Consider the following 22,941-nt stretch of genomic DNA (forward strand, 5'->3'; position numbering starts at 1 on the left):
GGTGGCGGCGGACGGGGCCCGCGGCTGCGCCCTGCCGAAGTCCGGTGCCGGGCACGAGCGATTTCGATCATTCAGGGGTACGACCCCGAGTTTCGTCAAACAGTTCACGCGTGCTTCCCAAGGGCGTCGGCCAGGTCGGCAAGGTGTGCCGAGACCGGGCCCAGCGTGAGCAAACCGCTGCCGGCACCGGCCAGTTGGTTCGCCGCCGGGGTGAGCGCGGTGTGGGCGCGGGCCATGGACGGCCGGTCACCGAGGGCCAGTGCGGCTCGGGCGGTGAGGCACCACAGGGCCTCTTGGAGGAGGTCGCGGGGTGGGTCGGGCGTCGTATGGAGGGCTTCGGTGGCCTCGGCGTGGTGGCCTTGTTCGAGGAGGAGCAGAGGGTGTGCCCAGGGGGCGTACGGGCCCCAGTCCGTGTCGGCATCGGCGTGGGTGTCGGCATCGGCATCGGCGTGCAGAGGCTGTGCGTGGCGCAGGCGCAGGCAGAGGAGGGCGAGCGGGAGGAGGCCTTCGGTGAGGCCGGGCATGCCCGCGTCGTGGAGGAGGGTGGCCGCGCTGCGGTAGGCCGCCTCGACCTCCGTTGCCGGTGCCTGGCCGGTGACGTCCAGCCGCAGTGCGGCATACCACCCGGTGAACACGCCCACCAGCGGCCGTTCGTGACGTACGGCGAGTGCGTCCGCCGCGGCCGCATGGCGGTCCGCCGTGGTGAAGTCGCCGAGTGCGCTGCGAGCCTGGAGCCGGACGAGGTGGCCGAGGATCTCGAAGTTGGCCAGACCGTTGCGGGCCGAGAGCGCGACCAGCTCCGCACCGATCTCGTCACGGCGCGGCGCCAGCCCGGTGCGGTCGAAGCACTGCATGAAGGTTGCGTTGAGGGCGAACGCCAGCAGCACCGGATCGTCCAACCGACGGGCGATCTCTTCGGCTTGGCGGGCGGCTTGGGAGGCACGGGCGTGGGCGGTGGCGTCGGCAGGTGGGGTGCTGGGGGTGTGCGGGGTGCCGCCGGCACGAGGGGTGTCGCGGGTGAGCGCGGCGCCGCGGGTGAGCGCGGTGCCATGGATGAGCGCGGTGCCGTGGGTATGCGGGGTGCGGCGAGTGTGCGGAGTGCCGCGCGACTCCAAGGCGATCGTGGCCAGCAGCCGGGCCCTGGCCGCCTCATGCCCGTGGCCCTGGCCCTCGCCTTGGCCTTGGCCTTGGCCTTGGCCTAGCGCATGCAGGGCGGTGAGGGTGCGCTCGGCCGCCGCGACCACGCGTGCCGCCTGTTCCGGGTCGTCCACGCGGGTCCAGATGGCCGGGACGTCGTAGGCGCCGATCACCCGGGCCGTCAGTTCCGCGTCGCCCAGCTCCTCCGCGGCCGCGATCGCCGCGACCCGGTGCTCGCGGGCGGCCAGCAGTCCGCTGCCTCCGGTCACGGCGAGGCTGCGCAACAGGCCGGTCGTCGACTCCAGGCGTGCCCGGGCGTCGGGCGCGACGGTGCGGTCATAGGCGGCGGCGACCTGCTCCCAGACCCGGCCCGCGGGGTTGTCCGGCTCATGGGCAGGGTGGTCCGACTCATGAGCGGGGTGGTCCAAGCCACGGCCGAGGGGGTCCTGCTCCTGGCCAAGGGGGTCCCGCTGGTCCTCCTCTTGGCCGAGGCGGTCCGACGGCTGACCGAGTCGATCCCGCGCCCGACCGACGCGGTCCGGCCGCTGGCCGAAGCGGTCCGGCTCCCGGCCAAGTCGATCCCGCGCCTGGTCCAGGTGGTCGGCCTGCCGCAGGATGTCCGTCTCCAGGGTGCGCAGTCGCGGGCCCGGGTCCACGCCCAGTTGCTCGGCCAGCAGCGCACGGGCGCGGCGCAGCACGTCCAGCGCGTCTGCCTGCTGGCCCGTGCGATACAGAGCCAGGGCCAGCAGCCGCCAGGCGTTCTCGCGCCAGGGATGCTCGGCCGCGTGCGCGTGAAGGTCCGCTGCCGCCCGGTCGGCCAGGCCGAGGGACATCAGCGCCTCTGCACGCAGCTCCACGGCGTGCAGGCGCAGCTCGGCCAGTCGGCGGCTCTCGGCCCGGGCCCACGGCTGCTCCGCGAACTCCGCGTAGGCGGGGCCGCGCCACCGGCCGAGCGCCTCCTCCAGCCGTACGGCCACCTCCTTGGGCGGCAGCGCCGCGGCGTCCGCGACCGTCTGCTCGAACCGCCAGGCGTCGACCGCGTCCGTCGCGGCGCGCAGGGCGTAGCCCGGGCCCTCGGTGACCAGCAGCCGGGCCGGAGTGCGGGGCGGGCGGTCGGGCTCCAGGGCACGGCGCAGGGCGGCGACGAAGGTGCGCACCGCGCCCACGGCGTCGGCGGGCGGGTCGGTCCAGAGATCGTCGACGAGGCGGAGGACGGGCACGACGCGGCCCCGGGCAACGATCAGCCGCGCCAGCACCGACCGGTGTCGCGGCCCCTTCAGGGCGATCGCGTGCCCGTCCGCGTCCCAGGCCGTCACCGGTCCGAGCACACCGAAGTCAGGGCGCACGTCTGCCACCGCCCTCCCCCGTCGCGGGTCACCGGCCACCGACGGAATGTGCGGTCCGTGGCGATTCCACCATAGTCCGCGGCACCTCCGGCCGATCATGTCGGGCCGAGGTGCACCTCCGGTCACGGACCGCGTCCACCCCGGTGATCACCACACGCACAGGAGAGCAGACCATGTCCGACAAGGACGTCGAGCACAGCGACCGTCGCGATCACCCGCAAGTGCCCTGGGGGGTGCCGTCCGAAGGACTTCGCGTCGGAGGTGTTCGAGCCGCTTGCGCGGCCTGATCAGCGCCGATGGCAGGGCGAGTATCTGCGAGGGGTGCTGCTGGCCGGGCGGCGCAAGTCGGTGCAACCGATCGCCGCTCGCCCGGGTGAGGATGCAACCGGCCCGTGCGCCGGCTGTTGCCCGTATTGCCCGCCACGGAACCGGAACCCGTCCACTCTCCAGGCCCTAGACCTGGGCCACGAGCTTCTGTTCCCTCAGGAACTCGTGTACGGCCGGCGTGCGGCGGTGCTCGTTGAGTTTGGACAGAACGCGCTGGAAATAGACTTTCACCGGGTAGGACCGGGATTTTTTCAGCGCAGGGGGAATTCTTCTCGCCCATTGTATTGCCATGTCCATTTCTCCGGAGGTGGCATACGCCAAGGCGATGTGCGCATCACCGAACTCGACGTCACGCTGTGTGATCGCGGTTTCGGTGGGGTGGTCGTCGGGAGTGACATCGAAGAGTGGGAGCAGGTACTCCAGTGCTTTGGCCCGGTCGCCGAGATAGACATAGGCATTGCCGGCCTGGATGAGTATTGATTCGGGGGTCACCCAGTCGACGCAGCTCGGATCGTCGTCGTGCGGGGATGCCGAGTGGAGGGTACGGGCTGCCTCGATATGACGCTCGACGGCTTCCCTGTCGCCCTGCAGTGCGCTGGCGAGGGCCCGTGTGATCGCGAAATGTGCCGACAGGCGGGGACTGGGGCGCGAATGAACGCAGAGCCGCTCGGCGGCGTCGACGAGGGCATGCGTACCGGCCACATCGCGCAGATCGATCTTCTGCCTGGCCAGCAGGGTCAGCGCATACGCACCGAGTTGGGAGTCCCCTGCGGCGGCCGCTGCCCGCAGGCTGGCGATGTAGGACGACTGAGCGCGCATGTTGTCTCCCAGTTCGAACGCGCGCAGTCCGGAAAAGCTCGTGGCGTCTGCCGCCAGAGCCAGGAGGCGGGCACCGGTGACCTCGTCACAGGAGGCGCTACGGGCGAGATCGGAGATCGCCCGCTGTTCCGCGTCCGCCAGCGGCCATACGGCGCGGGCTCCGAGCGTCACCAGGAGATCATGCAGCTGAAGCTGGCGCTGCTCCAGCAGGTCCACGATCGAACCGTCGATGCGCTGGTGACCGTCGGCGGGCTGCCATCGCGGGCCGGTTGCCGCCGCCAGCCAGGACGCGGCCAGGTCGGCGATGCCCTCTTCGCAGGACAGCGCCTGGTACCCCCTTTCCACCGGCCTGGACGTCGCCTTACCGGTACGGTCCAGGGCCTGGAGCGCCGTGTCGCAGGTCCAGGGTGCGGTGAGCAGCTCGGAATGGCCGGTGGCGGCAAAGAGCCAATCGGGCCAGCCGAGGCGCAGCACCTCCGCACGCGGTATCCCGTGCACATGGGCCATGGCGAGCTGCGCCTTGGCTTCCGGTATCACTTTGCCGGATTCCCAGCGGGCGACTTTCTCCCGACGGGCTGCCATGTTTCCGAATCCGAGTGCGGCATGGGTTTCCGCGACGAGTTGCGCGTATGCGCCATGCGTCAGGCCGGCTCCTTCGCGGAGCAGTGCAAGGGGGTGGCGGACGGCTCGGTGGGAGTCCATGGTGCCTCGTGCTGTACGGGCACGCCCTGCCGTTCACCCGCTTTCTGCCTGCGGGAGGGGCCGGCGTGCGAAATGGACGAAGTAGCAGGTCGCTCGTGGGACGGGGCCTCGTGGTGGCGGGCTACCACAATGGAAGAAATACCGCGAAGCGGTGTCAATGGCGTGAGAATTCTTCTCGTGGGCCGAGAGCGGCGCGCTGTTGGGTTGCCCGTCCCCCCGCACGCACATCGGCACTGTCGCCGACCAGGGAGTGTTCGGTGGGTGTGAAATTCACGCAATCGGTGTCGCGGACTCGGAGTGACCTTGCGGTCCGGTGACCTGGTGGCTCGGTGACCCGAGGCGGTCACAGCATCAGCACGGGGCGGTAGATGTCGAGCCAGGTGCGCAGGTCGAGGAATTTCTCCAGCGCCGCTCGGTGCCCGTGCGGGTTCGGGTGGTCTGCGGGGTCCGCCGATGCCGCTTTCATCGCTGCGGTCTTGTCGAACAAGGCGAAGACGTCGTGGCCGGGGTGGTGGGTCAGGACTTGGCGGATCTGGTCTTGGAGCGAGCGGACATAGCCCAGGTCCCGGGTCATCGGATAGGGGTTCTTGAGCCGTCCGAAAACGGTGTCGGGAATGACCGGGCGCGCGGCGGCCCGCAGGACGCTCTTCTCCCGGCCGTCAGCGACATGGAAGGACCAGGGGATGTTGAACGCGTACTCGGCGATGCGGTGATCGCAGAACGGCACGCGCACCTCCAGCCCGACCGCCATGCTGAGCCGGTCCTTGCGTTCCAGCATGCCCGCGAGGCTGCGCGTCATATGGAGGTGGAGAAGTTCGCGTGAGCGGCGTTGTGCCGCGTCTTCGCCGTCGAGCGACGGGGTCTCGGCGACCGCTTCGCGGTAGCGCCCGGTGGCGTGTCCGGGCAGGTCAAGTGCCGTCGACAAATCCTGGGGAAGGAAGGCGCGTTCTTGGCGTACACGGCCGAGCGCCGCGATCAGCCAGGGGAATCCGGGGGCTTCGCGCAGCGCGGCATCGTGGAACCACCAGTAGCCGCCGAACATCTCGTCGGCGCCTTCTCCCGACAGGGCGACGGTGCCGTGGTCGCGGATCGCGGTGAACAGCCGGAGCAGGGAATGGTCCATGTCGCCGCGCCCGACGGGCAGATCGCGCGCCCTGACGGCGGCGTGGCGCAGGCCGGGGTCGGCAAGGCCGGCGCCGTCCAGCACCAGATCGGTGTGATCGGTGCCGAGGAATGCGGCGACCGCACGGACGTAGGGTGCGTCGGGGCTGACATTGTGGGCGTCGGGAGTGAACCGGTCGGCGTGTCCGAGGAAGTCCACGGAGAAGGTGCGCAGGCGCTGTCCGTGCGCGTCGAGTTCGCCGGCGCCGAATCCGGCGATCGCGCTGGAGTCGAGTCCGCCGGACAGCAGCAGGCATCGCGGGACGTCCGCGACGAGCTGTTCGCGAACCGTGCCGCTGAGGAGTTGACGTGTGTGTGCGTGGGTGGTGGCGAGATCGTCCGTGTGCGGGCGGGCGGTGAGCCGCCAGTAAGGGGCTTCCCGCACCCCGCCACGCTCGACGGTGACCAGGGATCCCGGGTGAACCTCCCGCATCCCCCGCCAGATCGCGACGCCAGGTGTCTTGACGCCCAGCATGATCTCCCGCAGTCCGTCGTGGTCGACCGCTGCCTCGACCCGGGGATGGGCGAGGATGGCCTTGGGCTCCGAGCCGAACAGAACGCCGTCGGCGGTGGGGTGGTAGTAGAGCGGTTTGACTCCCAGCCTGTCGCGCACCATCAGCAGCCGGTCGCGACGGCCGTCCCAGATGGCGAAGGCGTACATCCCCACCAGGTGGTCGACGAGCCGGTCGCCCCACTCAAGATAGGCGCGGAGCACAACCTCGGTGTCACTGGACGTACGGAAGCGGTGGCCGCGCCCGCGCAGGTGACGGCGCAGGGCGACGAAGTTGTACGCCTCGCCGCTGTACGTCATGACAACGGGGCCGTCCGCCGTCTCCTCGGTCATGGGCTGGGCGCCGCCGTCGAGGTCGATGACGGCCAGGCGCCGGTGTCCGAGGGCGGCGTGCCGGCTGATCCAAACTCCCGATGCGTCCGGGCCCCGGGCGGCCATGGACCGGGTCATGGCGTCGACGGCTTCCTGGTGATGTGTGAGGTCGGTGTCGAAGGCGATCCAGCCTGTGATGCCACACATGCCTACTCCGTAAGGTGCTGGGGCGGCTCGGCTGGTCCGGATTGGCCGGCGCCAGCCGTTGGCCGGGCCGGATTCAGTCGACGTGGATGTGGTCGCCGCGCTCGGTGGTGCCGTCGGGCGTGCTCTCGGCCGGGTCTGATCCCAGAGAGACGATCTTGTTGCTGCCGTCCACATGAACGACCTTGGGGACGAGCCCGGATGCGTCGGAGTCCCAGATGTGTGCGTAGGAGATGACGATGACGGTGTCGCCGGGATTGATCAGCCGGGCCGCGGCACCGTTGATGCCGACCACGCCGGTGCCTCGGGGTCCTTCGATGAGGTAGGTGGACAGGCGGTTGCCGTTGTTGATGTCGACGATGTCGACCTTCTCCCCCGGCAGCAGCCCTGCTGCGTCCATCAGGTCGGCGTCCAGGGTCAGTGATCCGACGTAGTGCAGATCGGCCTGGGTCACGGTGGCGCGGTGGATCTTGGACTTGAACATGGTGCGGTAGTACATGGTTCGCCCTCCATGGGTGCTTGTGCGGATTCGGGGATACGGGAAGGTGAGGCCGGCGGTCGGGCACGGGGTGCGGGAGGGTCAGGTCTGGATGGCCTTGGTCTCCAGGAACTCCTCCAGACCCGTCCGGCCTCCTTCGCGGCCGTTGCCCGACTGCTTGTAGCCGCCGAACGGCGCGTTGGGGTCGAAGCGCGCGCCATTGATCTGAACCTGTCCGGCCCGGAGCTTGCGGGCCACGTCCAGCGCGCGGTCCTCGTCGGCCGACCACACCGCGGCGGCCAGGCCGTAGACGGTGTCGTTGGCGATGCGGACGGCTTCGTCCTCGCTGTCGTAGCTCTCGATGACGAGGACCGGGCCGAACACCTCATCGTGGTGAATGGCCATGTCGCGGGTGACCTGGGAGAGCACGGTGGGGCGGACGAAGTACCCCCGGCCGGGTTCCGGCGGCGGCGCCGCACCACCGGTGACGAGCTTCGCTCCGCTCACCAGGGCGTTGCCGATGTGGTGTCGTACCCGGTCTCGTTGGGCGGCGGAGACCAGCGGCCCCAGTCGGGTGTGTTCGCAGGCGGGGTTCGCGGGCGTCCAGGACGGGGCGGCGGCGCGAGCCAGTTCCTCGGTTTCGCGGAGCTTGGCCCGCGGCACGATCAGGCGGGTGAGGGCGGAGCAGGTCTGCCCGTTGTTGAGGTACGCCGCCGCCATCACCGCGGGGACGACCAGGGCGGGGTCGGCGTCCGGCAGCATCACCGCAGGGCTCTTGCCGCCCAGTTCCAACATCACCTTCTTCACGCTGTCGGCGGCGAGGGAGCCGACCCTGCGGCCGGCCGCCGTGGAGCCGGTGAAGGAGACCACGTCGACTCCCGGGTGCGTGACGAGAGCTTCCCCGAGGGTGGGGCCGGTGCCGCTGACGAGGTTGAAGACTCCCGGCGGCAGCCCGACGGAATCGATGATGTCGGTCAGTTCCCAGACGCTGAGCGGCGCGAGTTCGCTGGGCTTGAGGACAACGGTGTTCCCGGCGGCCAGCGCGTAGGCAACCTTGGCGGCCACCTGGTGCACGGGGTAGTTCCACGGTGTGATCGCCGCGACCACTCCGTAGGGCTCCCGCACGACCAGCGACGGGCCTCGGCGTTGTTCGAAGCCGTATGCACCGGCCGTCCGCGCTGCCTGCAGAAAGCTGTTGATGGGCAGCGGGACCTGTACGGCCCGGGAGAACGCCAGTGGGCTTCCGACCTCGCGGGTGATCAGCTGGGCCAAGTCGCCTGCACGGCGCCCCAGTTCCGCGGCGATGGCGTCCAGGTAGCCGGTGCGCTCGGCCACCGGGGTACGTGACCATGCGGGGAAGGCGGCGCGTGCCGCGCCGACGGCGTCGTCGGCGTCCTGCGCCGTACCGTCCGGTACCAGCGCCAGCGGCTGCTCCGTCGTGGGGTCCAGGACGGTGAGCGTCGAGGTGCTGTGCGACGGCTTCCATGAGCCGTCGATGTAGATGTGGTCGTATGCAGGCACATGAGCTCCTTAGCGTGCACGGGGTCGCGGTGGCCGCGGTGTGCCGAAGTGGCCGCGCAGCGTGTGGGCGATGTGGTCTCTCGCGTGACGCGCGGCGGTCAGTCCCGGGAGCAGGAAGAAGACGTGCAGCGCGCCGTCATGGCGTCGGACGGCGGCGGGTACGCCGTCGGCCTGCAGACGTCGGCCGTACTCCTCGGCTTCGTCTCTGAGCGGATCGCACTCGGCGGTGAGAATCAGCGCGGGCGGCAGACCTTTGTGGTCCGTGGCGAGCAGCGGGGAGGCGTACGGGTGGGCCGCCTTTCCCGGCGAGGGGAGGTAGAGGTCCCAGAAGTGGAGCATGGCGGTCCGGGTGTTGAGGTAGCCCGAGGCGTACTGCCGGTAGGAGTCGAACGGGGAGTTCTCGGCGGGCGCGAGGACGGGGCAGATGAGTATCTGCAGGTCGATCTGCGGCCCACCGCGGTCCTTGGCCATCAGGCAGGCGGCAGCGGCCAGATTGCCGCCCGCGCTCTCCCCGGCGACCACCAGCCTCCCGGCATCGGCGCCGAACTCCTCCGCCCGCGCGGCCAGGGCGCCGACGGCCGCATGGGCGTCTTCGGTGGGCCCGGGGAACCGGGTCTCCGGGGCCCGCCGGTACTCGACGCTCGCCACGACGGCGCCGCTGGCGTTGGCCAGGCTCCGCAGCGGCTTGTCGACCAGTTCGACGTCCCCGGCGATCCAGCCTCCGCCGTGGAAGAACACCAGCAGCGGGCGCGGACCGGGGCGTCGGGCAGGCCGGTAGACGCGGACGGGCAGCAGGCCGGCCGGGCCGGGAACGCAGGTCTCGGTGATCGCTTCCACCGGTTCGGCGGGGCCCTGGGCCTGCCGTAGACCGTTCATCAGCTCGCGAGCTGTGGGGACGCCCACCTGGTCGAGGGGCGGCATGCGCTGCTCTTCCAGGCGGTCGAGGAAGGCGGCGGCTTCCGGGTGCAACGACACGGCAACTCCTTTGGGACAGCTGGGATTTCGGGGCCGGCGGAATGCTGGGACAGCGGAATCCGGGTGCGGCGGACGGCCGCGTCACGGTGGGGTGCCGGGGGTGTGTCCTTGGCTGTCGGGCCGGTAATGGGCCAGGTTCAGCCGCCGGGTCCGGCGGCGGTACTCGGCGGTCTGGCCCGGCCAGTTGGTGGTGACGTAGCGGTTGGCTCCCCGGTACCAGTTGCGGCACGTCGACCAGACGGTGCCCTGGACCCGTCGGCGCATCTCCGCGGTGAAGGCCTCCTCGGCCGGAGGCCGTACGTCGAGGATCCGCCGGCTTCCGCTGGTGAGGATCCGCACGGCGTCGAGGACGTAGCGGATCTGGCTCTCGACCATGTAGATGACCGATCCGGCGCCGACGTTGGTGTGCGGTCCGTAGAGCAGGAACATGTTGGGGAAGCCGGGGACGGTCATCCCGAGGTAGGCGCGTGCGCCCTCGCGCCAGGTGTCGGCCAGCTTCCGGCCGCCGCTTCCGGTGATGTGGAGGGAGGTGAGGAAGTCGGTGGCGGTGAAGCCGGTCGCGTAGATGATGGTGTCGACGCGGTGCTCGGCGCCGTCTTCGGTGCGGATGCCGTCTTCGGTGATGTCGCGGATGGGATCGGTGACGAGCTCCACGTGGGGTTCGTTGAAGACCGGGTAGTAGTCGCTGGAGATGCCGATCCGCTTGCACCCCACTTCGTCCCGGGGTGTGAGGCGTGCCCGGACGGCGGGGTCGTCGACCTGTCGCTCCAGTTGCGCGGTGCAGCCGTAGGACGACAGGCGCATGATCGGCCGGCGGCGGGTCAGGCCGGGCACGGTCAGCTCGTTGAAGAGCCACCACCCCAGGCGTGCCGCCTTGTGGGCGAGCCGTCGGCGGATGCCCTTGCGCGGGGGGTAGATCCGGTCCCAGCGGGGCACTATCCAGGGTGCCGATCGTTGAAAGACCGTCAGATGTGCGGCCTTCTTTGCAGCTTGGGGCACGATCTGGATGGCGCTTGCGCCCGTTCCGACAACCGCGACTCTGCGGTTGCTCAGGTCATGGGTGTGGTGCCAGCGCGAGGAGTGAAAGGCGTGCCCCTTGAAGCGGTCGGCGCCGGGTATCTCGGGGTAGGAGGGGCGGCTGAGCTGGCCACAGGCCGGTACCAGGACGTCCGCCTCCAGAGTTTCACCCGACTGTGTGTGCAACCGCCAGCGTCCGGCGAGCTCGTCGAAGTGCGCGGCGCGGATTTCGGTACGCAGCCGCAGATGCCCGTGCAGCTGGTGCCGGTCCGTGCAGCGGCGCAGGTAGTCGAGGATCTCCTGCTGCCCGGCGTAGCGCTGTGACCAGTCATGCGGTGCGAACGAGTAGGAGTACAAGGGGGCGGGGATGTCGCAGGCCGCGCCGGGATAGGTGTTGTCCCGCCACACCCCGCCGATGTCGTCGCCCTTTTCGACGATGGTGAATTCGTGGTGCCCGGCACGCTTGAGGGACATGGCCAGGCCCAGGCCGCTCACCCCGGCGCCGATGATCACCACATGGGGGACCCGCCGGGACCGCTGTGCGGACGCCGAGTGATTCATGACCCGGACTCGCGGGCCGCCGGGGGGATGTTGTGGTTGAACCGCAGCACGTTGTCCGGGTCGTATTCGGCCTTCACCTCGGCGAGGCGCGCCAGACGGTGCTCGTTCCAGAACGCTCGGACGCGGTCGGTCTCGTCGTCTTCGGAGGTGGTGTTCAGGTAGGTGTTTCCACAACCGAATCGCTTGAGCAGTCTGCCGGTCTGCTTCACCCAGGCGCGGCACCGGTCGGAATCGGCTTCGTCCTTCCACTGGCAGATCACATGGATCAGCCAGCTGTCCTCGCGGTGTGCGAAAGCGGTGGCGTCGGGCGGGACTTCGGTGGCCGCCGTGTCGAAGGGGTGGACATTGATGGTGGTGAGCGACGAGGGGAGGTCGCTGCCCATGGCGGCGAGGGCGGCGATCTGCTCGGACCCGAGGCTGGGTACGAATTCGCTGGTCCAGTAATGGAGATTGCCGGCCGGCGTGAACGTATCGAGCATCGACTGCACCGCTACCAGCGGCATCGGGCCCACGCTGTCGTACAGCGGGTTCCCGAAGTCACGCAGCGGCTGTACGGCCTCCCACGCGTCTTCCATCGGTCCGAAATAGCGGACGAAGAGCGTCACCAGCGGCATTCCCCAGAATTCCGCCGGGACGAAACCCGCCTCCGGGGCGTGGATGAACAGGGCGTCGGCACTCAGGTGTGCCGGACTGGTGGCGCTGAAGTCCCGCAGGAACTCCAGAACCTGCGGGGCCTCTTCGACCGGGTGTGCCAGGAATCCGGCGAGCATCATCGGCCCGACGGGGTGTGCACGGAACTCGAAGGAGGTGACCACGCCGAAATTGCCGCCGCCCCCACGCAGCGCCCAGAAGAGCTCCGGACGGCGGTCGGCGCTCGCCGTGACCAGTTCGCCGTCCACCGTGACCATGTCGGCGGAGAGGAGATTGTCGCAGGTCAGACCGTACTTGTGGAGCATCATGCCCACGCCGCCGTTCAGGGTGAGCCCAGCGATGCCGGTCTCGGACATCTGGCCGGTGGGAATCGCGAGACCATGCAGCTGCGTCTCGCGGTCGACGTCCCCCAGCAGGGCACCGCCCTGCACCCGGACCGTGCGGTTCACCGGGTCGACGTGAACGCCCCGCATCGGGGACAGGTCGATGACGATGCCGTCGTCGCAGGTGCCGTGGCCGGCGACGCTGTGGCCGCCGCCACGGACGGCGATCGGCAGTCCTTCTTCTCGGGCGAAGCGGACCGCGTTGACCACGTCCGCGGTTCCCAGGCATCTGGCGATGACCGCGGGCCGCTTGTCGATCATGGCGTTGTAGACGCGGCGGGCGGTGTCGTATCCGGCGTCCTGCGGCCCCAGCACCTCGCCGAGAAGCAGCCCGCGCAAGCGGTCCAACACATCATCCTTCATGAAATGTCTCCAGATTTTCGAGTCGTCCTGGAAATTTCTCCGGACTGTTCCCCACGGGCCTTCACGCGCTTTTCCGGCGATCTTCTAGGAATTTCACGAAGGCCTGGTGCATGTCGTCCGGAATTTTGGTCAGCACGCCACGCTCGGCATCGACGAACGCATGGACCGTACGGGCCTCGGCGATGAGCCGACCGCCGTTCTTCCGGTAGATCTCGTAGTAATACGTGAGCGTCCCGGGAGTGGCTGCCCAGGTCCTGATCACCAGGTCGTCCAGGTACTTGGCGGCGCCGTGGTAGCGGACCTGAAGATCGGTGGTGGCGATCTGATACTTCCGATAGTCGGCACCGATATCGAGCGCGAATTTCTCTCGCCCGAGATCGAACCAGGGAATGTAGCTGGCGTAGTAGGCGTGCCCCTGCACATCGCACTCCCCCCAGCGGACACGGGCCGTGGCCTCTACGCTGACGTCGCGCATGATATTCGTCGCGGACTGCACGAGACGTGGCATGATGCGTCGATCCTCTCGCGATGACATAGTGCCTGCGTTCCGGGAACACTAGGAATGGACCTGAAGCGAGTCAATCCGAATCGTTCGAATATTTCCCGGCCCTTGCAGATCTTTCTCGCCGACCCCGGAATATTTCAGTGGCGCCACAAGGACTGACATGAATCTTTCCCATGTGTTGACGCAGCAAGGATGCGCCTTTACGTTCATGCCATCCGAGGGGATTCCCGAAGGATTCCACCCATTCACCATTCCCTTTCACTGGTCTTATCGGTGAAGACGCGGAGAGCAAGCCATGCAGATTCCCCATTCCGTCGGGCAGATTCCGACGCACATTCATTCGGCCGGTGTGGACCTGGTGGACCTGTGCCGCTGGGAACGTGCCGTGGAGCGCTGCGGAGACGCCCTGGCCCAGCGGTACTTCACCGCTCGCGAGCGCCGCACCGCGCGGGAGTGGGCGACGGACGACCACTCGTTCGCCGAGGTGCTCGGCCATCTGTTCGGCGTGAAGGAGAGCGTGGTCAAAGCGGTGGGTGGGCTTCCCCCCACGGGCAGGCTCGCGGACATCTGCGTCGGGATCCCGTACGACGACAGGGACCCGGATGTGTGGACGGTGCGGCTGAACGGCCCCTTGGCGCGCTGGGCCGATGCCGAGCAAGTGGAGGTCGTCGGCTCCTCCGTCCCGATCGCGGGCGGCCTGGTGCTCTCCTGGGCGGCGGCCCGCACCCCGGGTGCGCCGTCATGATCACGACGGCCGCTTTCGTCTTCCCCGGGCAGGGCAGCCAGTTTCCCGGGATGGGTCACGAGCTGCACCGGTTGGGCACGCAGTCCCGCACCCTCGCCCGCCGGGCCGAGGAGATCACGGGGCTGCCGGTGACCGAGCTGATGACGCATGCCGACGCCGCGACGCTCGCCGACCCGGAGATCGCCCAAGTGCTCGTCCTGGTCTGGTCGCTGGCCGCGCTGGACCGGCTCCGAAAGGCGGGCTGGCGGCCGGGCGCGGTGGCCGGCCACAGCCTGGGCGAGTACACCGCACTGGTGGCCTGCGGCAGTCTCGACGAGGACACCGCGCTGTCCCTGGTCTCCTGCCGGGGCAAGGCGATGGCGCAGGCGGCCCGGGACAGGCGCGGCACGATGGCGGCCGTCGTCGGCCTCCCCGCGCGGACGGTGCAGGCACTGTGTCGGCGGGCCTCCTTCGGAACCGACGTCGCGGTCGTCGCCAACTGGAACTCTCCGCGCCAGCTGGTAGTGGCCGGCACCGTGAACGCGATCGAGCACGTCATCGACGCCGCGGCCGACGCCGGGGCGCTGCGCGCCCGGAAGCTGACCGTCGGTGGTGCCTATCACTCGCCGCTGATGAACGAGGCCCGCGACAGCCTGCGCGAGCCGCTGGCCGCCGCCCCGCTCAGTGCCCCGCGCATCCCGTTCGTCTCCAGCACGACCGGCCGCCGCATCACCGACATCGAGGCCTACCGCGCGGACCTGCTGACACAGGTGATCTCGCCGGTGCGGTGGAGCGACACCGTGCCCACCCTGGCCGCGCTGGGCGCCGACGTCTACGTCGAGGCGGGACCCGGCCGGGTACTGGGCGGTCTCGGCAGGGAGATGGCGCGTACGGCCCGCCATCTGACGACCTGGGACGCACTGCGTCAGTCCCCGCCACCCGCCCGCACCGGCGCGGGCGACCTCGGCCATCCGGTCCCCGTGCCCCACCTCAACCAAGGGAAGATGACGTGAGCGATCTTCAAGGGCGCATCGCCCTGGTCACCGGCGCCACCAAGGGCATCGGCCTGGCAGTGGCACAGGAGCTGGCTCGCGGCGGTGCCACCGTGCTGATGAATCACCGCGGCAAGCCGGAACAGGCCGGCACTGCCCTGGACCAGGTGCGGGAGATACGTCCCGATGCCCAGCTGATCCAGGCGGACATCTCCGATGCGGCCGATGTGGAGGGCATGTTCCGGAAGGTCAGACAGGACCACGGGCGGCTCGATGCCTTCGTCAACAATGCGGGCATCACCCACGACGGCTATGCGCTCATGATGGGCGAGGCCAACTGGCGCAAGGTCATCGACACCAACCTCACCGGCGCGTTCCTGTGCACGCGCGCCGCCGCCCGGCTGATGGCCAAGCGGCGCACCGGCTCCATCGTCACCGTGAGCTCGACGAGTGCGCTCAGTCCGCCGGCCGGCCAGGCCAACTACGCGGCCGCGAAGGCGGGCGGGGTGGCGCTGACGAAGGTGCTCGCCAAGGAACTGGGCTCCTACGGGGTCCGCGTGAACTGCGTGGTCCCCGGCTTCGTCGACACCTCGATGACCCGTCAGATGCCCGCCGGCCGCCTGACGGAGAACCTGCGGCATGTGCCGCTCGGCCGCATCGGGCAGCCCCAGGAGGTCGCCTCCGTCGTGCGGTTCCTGCTCAGCGACGCGGCGGCGTACGTCACCGGTACGTCGGTCGTCGTCGACGGCGGCCTCCTCTGCTGACCCCGAAAGCCCCCGCAGCATCCCGACACCGACAGGAGACCCCACCATGGTGATGACACTCGAACAGGCGACCCGACGAGCGACGGCACGACAGGAGCTCTGCTCGCAGGTCAAGAACCTGCTGATCGACCGCCTCTCGCTGGACGTCGATCCCGGCTCCATCGCAGACGACCAGCCGCTGTTCGGCCGCGGCCTGGAGCTCGACTCCATCGACACCCTGGAGCTGGCGATGGCGGTGGAGGACACCTTCGGTGTCACGGTCACCGACGACGACACCCACAGCCTGCTGTCGCTCAACCGGCTGGTCGACCACATCGAAGGCGCCGCAGCATGACGGGAACACCCTCTTCGACGGCGCGGGCGGCGGTACTGAGCGCCGACGACATCGCCCGGCTGCTGCCGCACCGCTACCCGTTCTTCCTGCTCGACCGGGTCACCGCACTCGAACCGGGCACCAGCGCCGAGGCCATCAAGAACGTCACCGCTTCCGACGGCGTCCTGGCCGGTCACTTCCCCGGCCGCATGCTCTACCCCGGCGTCCTGCTCGTCGAATGCGTCGCACAGCTCGCCGCGGTCGTCTACGGCAGTGCTGCGGCGCAGTCGGCCACCGGTGACCTGGTGGCGGATGTCGCCGACCGGGTCGGCTATCTGGCCGAGATCCGACAGGCCAAGTTCCTCAAACCCGTCCTCCCCGGGGACCAGGTCGTCTTCCGCGTTGAGAGCGGCCCACGGCTGGGCGGACTGATCTCGGTCACCGGTCAGGCATCGGTCGGCAGCGAACCGGTGATGACGGCCCGCCTGGCCGTCACCGAACTTCACGGGTCGTAGAACCGGCGGGCGCCACACCCGCGGCGCCCCCACACGTCCGTACCCACTGCACCCCGCTGAACCCCTACGGAGAAACGATGAAGACCAGCTACACCACGACGGACGAGGAGTACTCGGCCCTGCGCCATGGCGTCGGCCTCGTCCACTACGACGGCGCGGGCCTGCTCAAGGTGACCGGTCCCGGCGCCACCGCCTACCTCGGCCGGGTCGGTACACGCAGTGTCGACTTTCTGCTCGAAGGGCAGAGCACGTCCTCCTTGCTGCTGCGCGAGGACGGCACCATCGTCGCCGAGACGCTCATCCACTGCCGCGGCGCCGACTACCTGGTGGAGATCTGGCCGGCCCAGGCCTCCGAAGCCGTACCGCACCTGCTGTCGGCCGCGGCGGGATTCCCGGACGTCACGGTGGACGACATCAGCGCCCGGCACACGGTGCTCGCGGTGGAAGGCCCGTCCTCCTTCAAGATCGCTCAAAAGTATCTCGACTTCCCCATCGCCGCCCTCGCCTACCGCAGTTGTGTCGCCGTCGAGTGGGGCGATGGCACGGTGACGCTTTCGCGCACCGGCCTCACCGGCGAGTACGGCTACAAGTTCATCGCCCCGTCCGGCGACGCGGACCGGCTGCGCGCAGAGCTCCTGGCGGCGGGCGCCGTCGCATGCGGCAAGGACGCGCTCGACATCTGCCGGATGGAGGTCCGGTTCGCCGGCCTGGAGCACGAACACTGCGGCGGACCGGTCACCCCGTTCGACGTGGGCCTGCAGTGGATGCTCGACACGGGCCAGGACTTCATCGGCCGGGACGCCCTCGAACAGCGCCGGCAGCAGGAGCACCGCGTCCCGGTGTGCTGGGTCGCCGATGCCTCCTTGGAGGCCGCACCGTCCCACGGGGCCGTCATCGCGGTCAGCGACGCCGAGGTGGGATGCGTGACGCACTGCGTGTGGTCGCCCTCACTGGCCCGGTTCATCGGCACCGCCGTCGTCGACCACGGCGTGGCGGCTTCCGGCCAGGACTTCCGTCTGGCCGGCACGGGCACGGCGGTGCGCACGGTCTCCGCCCCCTTCCTGACGGCCACCAGCCTCGACGTACCCCTCCACTGAGCTACCCCCGTACGACTCTTCCCCGGCGTCCATGGCCGCCAAGGCAGCGAACAGGAGAACACCATGAGTCCCAGCAAGCGGCGGGAAGAGAGCGTCGCCGTCACCGGAATCGGCATCAGCTGCGCTCTGGGCCACGGCGTGGAGCAGGTATGGCGTGCCGTGTGCGAGGGCGCGAGCGGAATCGACAGGACCAAGCGGCTCGACGTCTCCACACTCAGCTGCAAGTACTCCGGCGAAGTGGACTCGCTGCCCGCCGTCGTACGGCGGACGGGAACTCATCCGGACCGAGCCACCCGGCTGGCCCTGGCAGCCGTGGAGGAAGCCTTCGACAGCGCGCATCTGGCGTCGGCCGACTACGACCCGTACCGCATGGGGGTGGCCGTCGGCACCTCGGTCGGGGGCCTGGACCAGGGGGAACGCTTCCACTGGGACGTCCTGGCCGGGGGGCCGGGGGCCGGCCGGCGTGGTCTGCTGACGAGCTATCCGCTCTACACCTCGGCGGATGCGATCAGTGTCGCCTTCCAGCTCCGCGGCCCCAAAGTGGTGATCTCCAACGCCTGCGCGGCCGGGTCCAACTCCATCGGATACGCGGTGGACGCCATCCGCGAGGGACGGGCCGACGTCATGATCGCCGGCGGTGTGGATGTGCTCGACATCCTCTCGCTGGCCGGCTTCGACAGCCTCAACGCGCTCGACCCCGAGCCCTGTGCCCCCTACTCGCGCAGCACCGGTCTCAACCTCGGTGAAGGGGCGGCATTCCTGGTTCTCGAAGCGGAGTCGGTGGCCCGGGCCCGTCGCGCTCCAGTCCTCAGCTACGTCCTCGGGTACGCGCTGACCAGCGACGCCTACCACGCCACCGCTCCCGACCCGGCGGGCAGCGGCGCCTCCAGGGCGATGCGCCGCGGGCTCGCGCAGGCCTCGCTCACCCCGGACCGGGTCGACTACGTCAACGGCCACGGGACTGGTACGCCCACCAATGACAAGGCCGAGACCAAGGCAGTGGCCGACCTCTTCGCCGACTCGCCCTCAACCCCGATGAGCAGCACGAAGTCCCAGGTCGGACACATGCTGGGGGCTGCCGGGGCCATGGAGGCGGCGGCCTGTGTCCTGGCGCTGCGGGACGGCATGCTCCCGCCGACGATCAACGTCGGTGAGTCGTCCGGTACGCCGCGGGACATCGTGCCCAACCGGGCTCGGCCGCAGGCCCTCGACGTCGTCGTCTCCAACTCCTTCGCCTTCGGCGGCAACAACTGCTCGCTGGTACTGGGCCGCCACCCGGTCCCGCCGGCCGCCGCACCCGACCACCGCGTGGTCATCACGGGTGCCGGCCCGGTCACGGCGATCGGGAGCGGGCGGCGGGAGCTGGTGGACGCGCTGAGAGCGCGGACGAGCGCCATCGGCCCGGCCCGTCTGGCCGATCTCTCCCTCTCACGGACCCGGCGGGCGGCCGAGATCGACAGCGCCGACTGCCGCCGCCACGTCGACCCGGCCTATGCACGCCGCCTCGACCAGATCGGCCTGCTCACCCTCGCCGCCAGCCGTATCGCGCTGCGCGACGCCGGTCTGCGCATCACCCGGGCCAATTCGGAACGCGTGGGCATGATTTTCGGCACCTTCAGCGGACCGATGCATACCGTGGCACAGCTCAGCGAGACCATCGGAACCCATGGCCCCCATCGGGTCAACCCACGGCTGTTTCCCAACTCGGTGATGAACGCCGCGGCCGGCCACGCCTGCCTCGCGCTGCAGATCCGCGGCCCGCTGTCCACACTGGCCACCGGAGGCGCTTCCGGACTCACCGGCCTGGCGTACGCCGCTGACCTGGTGCGGCGTGGTGAGGCCGAGGTCATGCTCGCGGTCAGCGCGGATGAGCTGACGCCCCTGCTGCACTGCGGCTTCGACCGGCTGGGCTTGCTCTCCGACGACACCATCCGCCCCTACGACGCGACTTCGGACGGCACGGTCCTGGGCGCGGGCAGCACAGCGCTGGTGGTGGAGTCGCTTGATCACGCCCTGCGCCGGGGAGCCCCGATCCTGGCCGAGATCAAGGGCCATGCGGTCACTTCGGACGCCTACCGGGTCGCGGGCAACGACCCCTCCGGCCGGGCCTGGGCCGAAAGCTTCCGCCGTGCCCTGGATGACGCGGGCCTGACGGCGGGTGAGATCGGCACCGTCTACGGCGATGCGCGGGGCACCGCGGCCATCGATCTCGCCGAGGTCCGCGCGGTCGCCGAGGTCTGGGAGCCGGGCAGGGTCCGGCTGAGCAATCTCAGCCCGTACGTCGGGCATGTGCACAGCACCACCGCGCTGATGTCCGCGGTCTGCGCCACCGAAACCGTGCGCAGCGGGTGGAGCCCCGAGACGCCCGCGCCCGCCGATCCCCGCGGCACGGTCACCGACTACCTGGGTCCAGTGCCGGAGACGGGGGCCTCGTGCCTGATCACGGCGGCCAACTGGGGCGGAACCTACGCCTCCCTCGTCCTCGCGCCCTGTCACGACACCGGGCCCTCGACAGCCGCGAAGGAGGCCGCGTGATGGACACACCGCTTCCCGTCCCGGTGACGGTCGCGGCGGCGATCGCCCCGGAACACCGGTGGACCGATTGGCCCACCGTCACCGAAATCATCGCCGCTGTCCTGGCGCCGTTCCCGCTGCGACCACGTCGGACCGGTGCACCGGAGGACGTGCGATGAACACTCCGACCCGGGCCCTGGCGCTCACCTCACCCGCGTTTGTCCCGCCACCCGACGATGCCCGCTGGGGCGACTGGCTCACCCGCGAAGAGCTGGCCTTCAGCTACGGCTACCGGCGTGCTCACGAGCACCTGTCCGCGCGCAAGGCGGCCAAGGAGGCAGTCGCCCAGCTCCTCGGATGGCCGCTGTGCCCCGCCACCTGGCATGCGATGGAAGTACGCCGCAGGCCCGGATCCGCCCCCACCATGGAGTTTCACGGGGTGGCGGCGGATCACCTGCGCACCCTTCACCTCCCGCGCCCCGCAGTGTCCTTGGCCCATGCCAAGGGCTGTGCGGCGGCTCTTGCGTGGCTCCCGGTCCGGAGAGTCGCGCCATGACGGCAACGGGCAATCAGGTGGCCGTCGTCACGGGCGCGCTCGGCGGCATCGGCCGGGCAATCGCGGGTCACTTCCTCGACCGGGGCATGGGGGTCCTGCTGACAGACCTGGACGGCGATGCCTGCCGCCGGGCAGCCGACGCGTTCAATCGCGGCGGACGGCGCGGCCGGGCGGTGGGCTGCGCGCTCGATGTGACCAGCCCGGAGGCGTGGGAGCGCGTGACACGGCTGGCCCGCCGCCGCTTCGGACGCCTGACGGTGCTGGTCAACAACGCCGGGGTACTGGGGTACAACCCGTTGGAGAACGTCGGCGAGCAGGAGTGGGCGCGTGTCATAGCGGTCTGCCAGAGCGGCACGTTCCTCGGCATGAGAGCGGCCGCCCCGTGCCTGCGCTCCGCCGGCGGCGGCGTCATCGTCAACGTGGCCTCGATATACGGGATCGTCGGCTCGGGCACCTCCTTCGCCTACCACGCGGCCAAGGGGGCCGTGCGCACGATGACGACCGCGGCGGCCGTCGAGCTGGCTCCCCACGGCATCCGCGTGAACGCCGTCTACCCGGGCATGGTCGACACCGCCATGACCACTCAGGCTCCGGCGCCTTTCGTCGAACGGGTCATCGAGGCCACTCCCCTGCGCCGGTGCGCCCAGCCCGACGAGATCGCCGCGGCGGTGGGCTTCCTGGCGTCGAAGGCGGCCTCCTACATCACCGGCGCCGAACTCGTCGTGGACGGCGGCTACACGGCCCGCTGAGCCGAGGCCGCCAACTGTCGTGGGAGGGAAGTGAATTGGATGTCCGGCACCGATCAACTGCGCGACCGCCCGTGGCTGGTCCTGACCGTGCTCTGTACGGGATTCTTCATGATCATCCTGGATACGACGATGGTCAACGCGGCCATCCCGGTCATGAGCCACGACCTCGGCAGCGGGCTGCGGGAGGCGCTGTGGGTGGTGAACTCCTACGTCCTGGCCTATGCCGCCTTCCTGATCACGGCCGGTCGGCTCGGCGACCGCTTCGGCCCCAAGCGCCTGTACCTGACGGGACTGGTCATCTTCACCGCCGCCTCCGGCCTGTGCGGCACAGCCGGCTCGGCGGACGAGTTGATCGCCCTGCGCGTGGTCCAGGGCCTGGGGGCCGCCCTGCTGACGCCGCAGACCAGTTCCTTCATCGTCGTCCTCTTCCCCGCTGACCGGCGCGGCACGGCTTTCGGGGTCTGGAGCGGGGTGATCGGACTGGCCGCCGTGGCCGGCCCCCTCGTCGGCGGTGTACTGGTCGCCACGGCGGGCTGGGAATGGATCTTCCTGCTGAACGTGCCGGTCGGGGTCGTCGCGCTCGTCTGGGCGGCCCTCGTCGTGCCCGATCACCGCCCCCGGGTCCGCCACCGCTGGGATTTCACCGGCACCCTGCTGGCAACCTCCGGCCTGGCCGCTCTCTCCTACGGCCTGCTGGAGTTCCGCAGGATGTCGACCGGAGGGCCCGCCGGGACCACCGCTCCCTTGGCCGCACTCGTCGCCGGAGTGGTCCTGCTGATCGCCTTCGTGGCGCAGCAGCGGACCAATCACCGCGAGCCACTGGTGCCCCACGCGCTATACGGACAGCGGGACTTCGTACGGGCGACGGTCGTGGGCGCCGGCGTCCACTTCGCGGTGGTCGGCACCGCCCTGCCGCTCCTGTTCTTCCTCCAGTCCGTGCTGGGCAACGCACCGCTCGCCGCGGCGCAGGTCACCGCGCCGTCCGCGCTGGCCGTCGGACTCGTCGCACTGGTCGTGGGCCGGCTCAGCAACGGGGTTCGTACCAAATCGCTGCTGGTCACCGGCCTGGTCGCCTACGCGGCCGGGCTCGCGGCGACCGTGGCCTGCGCAGAGCCCGGCATGAACGCCTGGCGGCTGCTGCCCGCCATGCTCCTCGCCGACGCGGGCATCGGATGCACCCTGGCCCCGGTCGCCAAGATCGCACTGGGCGACATAACCCCCTCCGTCACCGCGGGCGCCTCCGGAGTGCTCAACACGGCCCGCCAGGTAGGCGGCCTCCTCGGCGGTGTCGCCGTCGGATCCCTGCTGCACATACGGCTGGTCGCCGACCTGCGCTCTCACGCCGACGCCGCCGCAGCCGGCCTTCCCCGCTCACTGCGCAGCACGTTCACTGACGCCTTCTCAGGCGCCGCCGCAGACGGCATCACCCGCCCGCCGGTTCCCACCGGCCTGAGCCCCGCCGAGGCCGTCCACTTCCGCGCCCTCGCAGACAACGCTTTCCAGCACGCCTTCGTCGACGCATGGCGCACCTCGATGGTCCTGCCCGTCGCCGTCATCGTGTTGTGCTGCCTGGTCAGCCGAGGTCTGTCCACCGGCAACGGCACCGCGGCGATGTCCCGCCGCCGGCGCGGACGCCACGCCCGCCGCCGAGTACGGCACGCGGCCGGCCATCGACCCGGCTCCTTCGCCACCAACCCGGGAGGACCCTCCTCCCCCTGAAACACACAAGACCGCCCGTCCCCCA

The 22,941-nt window shown here is 70.0% G+C and carries 20 protein-coding genes and 1 pseudogene; 12 read left to right on the plus strand and 9 right to left on the minus strand.

The window, feature by feature from the left end:
* Window positions 1–104 precede the first annotated feature (104 nt).
* Window positions 105–2,483, minus strand: coding sequence for an AfsR/SARP family transcriptional regulator (locus POF73_RS31530; RefSeq protein WP_272122471.1), 2,379 nt, complete (start codon window positions 2,481–2,483; stop codon window positions 105–107).
* 261 nt (window positions 2,484–2,744) lie between these two features.
* On the opposite strand from POF73_RS31530, the pseudogene POF73_RS46345 reads away from it, so the two are divergent.
* Window positions 2,745–2,852 (plus strand): annotated as a pseudogene (locus POF73_RS46345) (transposase); the annotation flags it as partial.
* Between the two features lie 84 nt (window positions 2,853–2,936).
* Here the strand turns inward: POF73_RS46345 and POF73_RS31540 are convergent.
* From POF73_RS31540 to POF73_RS31575, 8 genes are all read right to left on the minus strand, one after another.
* On the minus strand, window positions 2,937–4,331 hold the full coding sequence (locus POF73_RS31540) for a hypothetical protein (RefSeq protein ID WP_272122347.1): 1,395 nt from the start codon (window positions 4,329–4,331) through the stop codon (window positions 2,937–2,939).
* A 343-nt stretch (window positions 4,332–4,674) separates the two neighbouring features.
* Window positions 4,675–6,522, minus strand: coding sequence for an asparagine synthase (glutamine-hydrolyzing) (gene asnB / locus POF73_RS31545; protein ID WP_272122349.1), 1,848 nt, complete (start codon window positions 6,520–6,522; stop codon window positions 4,675–4,677).
* A gap of 73 nt (window positions 6,523–6,595) precedes the next feature.
* Window positions 6,596–7,018: an aspartate 1-decarboxylase gene (panD, locus tag POF73_RS31550; RefSeq protein WP_272122351.1), complete on the minus strand. Its 423-nt coding sequence runs from the start codon at window positions 7,016–7,018 to the stop codon at window positions 6,596–6,598.
* A gap of 81 nt (window positions 7,019–7,099) precedes the next feature.
* Window positions 7,100–8,518: an aldehyde dehydrogenase family protein gene (locus POF73_RS31555; protein ID WP_272122353.1), complete on the minus strand. Its 1,419-nt coding sequence runs from the start codon at window positions 8,516–8,518 to the stop codon at window positions 7,100–7,102.
* Window positions 8,519–8,527: 9 nt separating this feature from the next.
* A complete protein-coding gene (locus POF73_RS31560) occupies window positions 8,528–9,493 on the minus strand; it encodes an alpha/beta hydrolase (protein ID WP_272122355.1) in 966 nt (321 codons plus the stop codon).
* An 81-nt stretch (window positions 9,494–9,574) separates the two neighbouring features.
* Complete coding sequence (locus POF73_RS31565; protein WP_272122357.1) at window positions 9,575–11,071, minus strand: flavin-containing monooxygenase; 1,497 nt, start codon at window positions 11,069–11,071, stop codon at window positions 9,575–9,577.
* Entirely contained in the window at window positions 11,068–12,468 is a 1,401-nt protein-coding gene (locus tag POF73_RS31570; protein ID WP_272122359.1) for an FAD-binding oxidoreductase, read from the minus strand. The genes POF73_RS31565 and POF73_RS31570 overlap by 4 nt, the downstream gene beginning before the upstream one ends.
* Window positions 12,469–12,529: 61 nt before the next feature.
* Window positions 12,530–12,976: an acyl-CoA thioesterase gene (locus POF73_RS31575; protein WP_272122361.1), complete on the minus strand. Its 447-nt coding sequence runs from the start codon at window positions 12,974–12,976 to the stop codon at window positions 12,530–12,532.
* Window positions 12,977–13,268: 292 nt separating this feature from the next.
* On the opposite strand from POF73_RS31575, the gene POF73_RS31580 reads away from it, so the two are divergent.
* The 11 genes from POF73_RS31580 (at window position 13,269) to POF73_RS31630 (ending at window position 22,916) form a co-directional block, all read left to right on the plus strand.
* Window positions 13,269–13,718, plus strand: coding sequence for a 4'-phosphopantetheinyl transferase superfamily protein (locus tag POF73_RS31580; RefSeq protein ID WP_272122363.1), 450 nt, complete (start codon window positions 13,269–13,271; stop codon window positions 13,716–13,718).
* Entirely contained in the window at window positions 13,715–14,710 is a 996-nt protein-coding gene (locus tag POF73_RS31585; protein ID WP_272122365.1) for an ACP S-malonyltransferase, read from the plus strand. The genes POF73_RS31580 and POF73_RS31585 overlap by 4 nt, the downstream gene beginning before the upstream one ends.
* The gene (locus POF73_RS31590; protein WP_272122367.1) at window positions 14,707–15,453 is read left to right on the plus strand and encodes an SDR family NAD(P)-dependent oxidoreductase; all 747 of its coding nucleotides are present in this window, start codon (window positions 14,707–14,709) and stop codon (window positions 15,451–15,453) included. Before POF73_RS31585 ends, POF73_RS31590 begins: the two co-directional genes overlap by 4 nt.
* A gap of 46 nt (window positions 15,454–15,499) precedes the next feature.
* Complete coding sequence (locus POF73_RS31595; RefSeq protein ID WP_272122369.1) at window positions 15,500–15,787, plus strand: phosphopantetheine-binding protein; 288 nt, start codon at window positions 15,500–15,502, stop codon at window positions 15,785–15,787.
* Window positions 15,784–16,281: a 3-hydroxyacyl-ACP dehydratase FabZ gene (gene fabZ, locus POF73_RS31600; protein ID WP_272122370.1), complete on the plus strand. Its 498-nt coding sequence runs from the start codon at window positions 15,784–15,786 to the stop codon at window positions 16,279–16,281. Before POF73_RS31595 ends, fabZ begins: the two co-directional genes overlap by 4 nt.
* Window positions 16,282–16,358: 77 nt before the next feature.
* Entirely contained in the window at window positions 16,359–17,378 is a 1,020-nt protein-coding gene (locus POF73_RS31605) for a glycine cleavage T C-terminal barrel domain-containing protein (RefSeq protein WP_272122372.1), read from the plus strand.
* A gap of 63 nt (window positions 17,379–17,441) precedes the next feature.
* Window positions 17,442–19,913: a beta-ketoacyl-[acyl-carrier-protein] synthase family protein gene (locus POF73_RS31610; protein ID WP_272122375.1), complete on the plus strand. Its 2,472-nt coding sequence runs from the start codon at window positions 17,442–17,444 to the stop codon at window positions 19,911–19,913.
* Complete coding sequence (locus tag POF73_RS31615) at window positions 19,913–20,071, plus strand: hypothetical protein (RefSeq protein ID WP_272122376.1); 159 nt, start codon at window positions 19,913–19,915, stop codon at window positions 20,069–20,071. The genes POF73_RS31610 and POF73_RS31615 overlap by 1 nt, the downstream gene beginning before the upstream one ends.
* Window positions 20,068–20,448 carry a holo-ACP synthase gene (locus POF73_RS31620; RefSeq protein ID WP_272122378.1) on the plus strand — a complete coding sequence of 127 codons (381 nt, stop codon included), beginning with the start codon at window positions 20,068–20,070 and terminating at the stop codon, window positions 20,446–20,448. Before POF73_RS31615 ends, POF73_RS31620 begins: the two co-directional genes overlap by 4 nt.
* Entirely contained in the window at window positions 20,445–21,197 is a 753-nt protein-coding gene (locus tag POF73_RS31625) for an SDR family NAD(P)-dependent oxidoreductase (RefSeq protein ID WP_272122380.1), read from the plus strand. The genes POF73_RS31620 and POF73_RS31625 overlap by 4 nt, the downstream gene beginning before the upstream one ends.
* A 39-nt stretch (window positions 21,198–21,236) precedes the next feature.
* On the plus strand, window positions 21,237–22,916 hold the full coding sequence (locus tag POF73_RS31630; RefSeq protein ID WP_272122382.1) for a DHA2 family efflux MFS transporter permease subunit: 1,680 nt from the start codon (window positions 21,237–21,239) through the stop codon (window positions 22,914–22,916).
* Window positions 22,917–22,941 lie beyond the last annotated feature (25 nt).

It is taken from the genome of Streptomyces sp. HD (assembly GCF_028369295.1).
Lineage (GTDB): Bacteria > Actinomycetota > Actinomycetes > Streptomycetales > Streptomycetaceae > Streptomyces.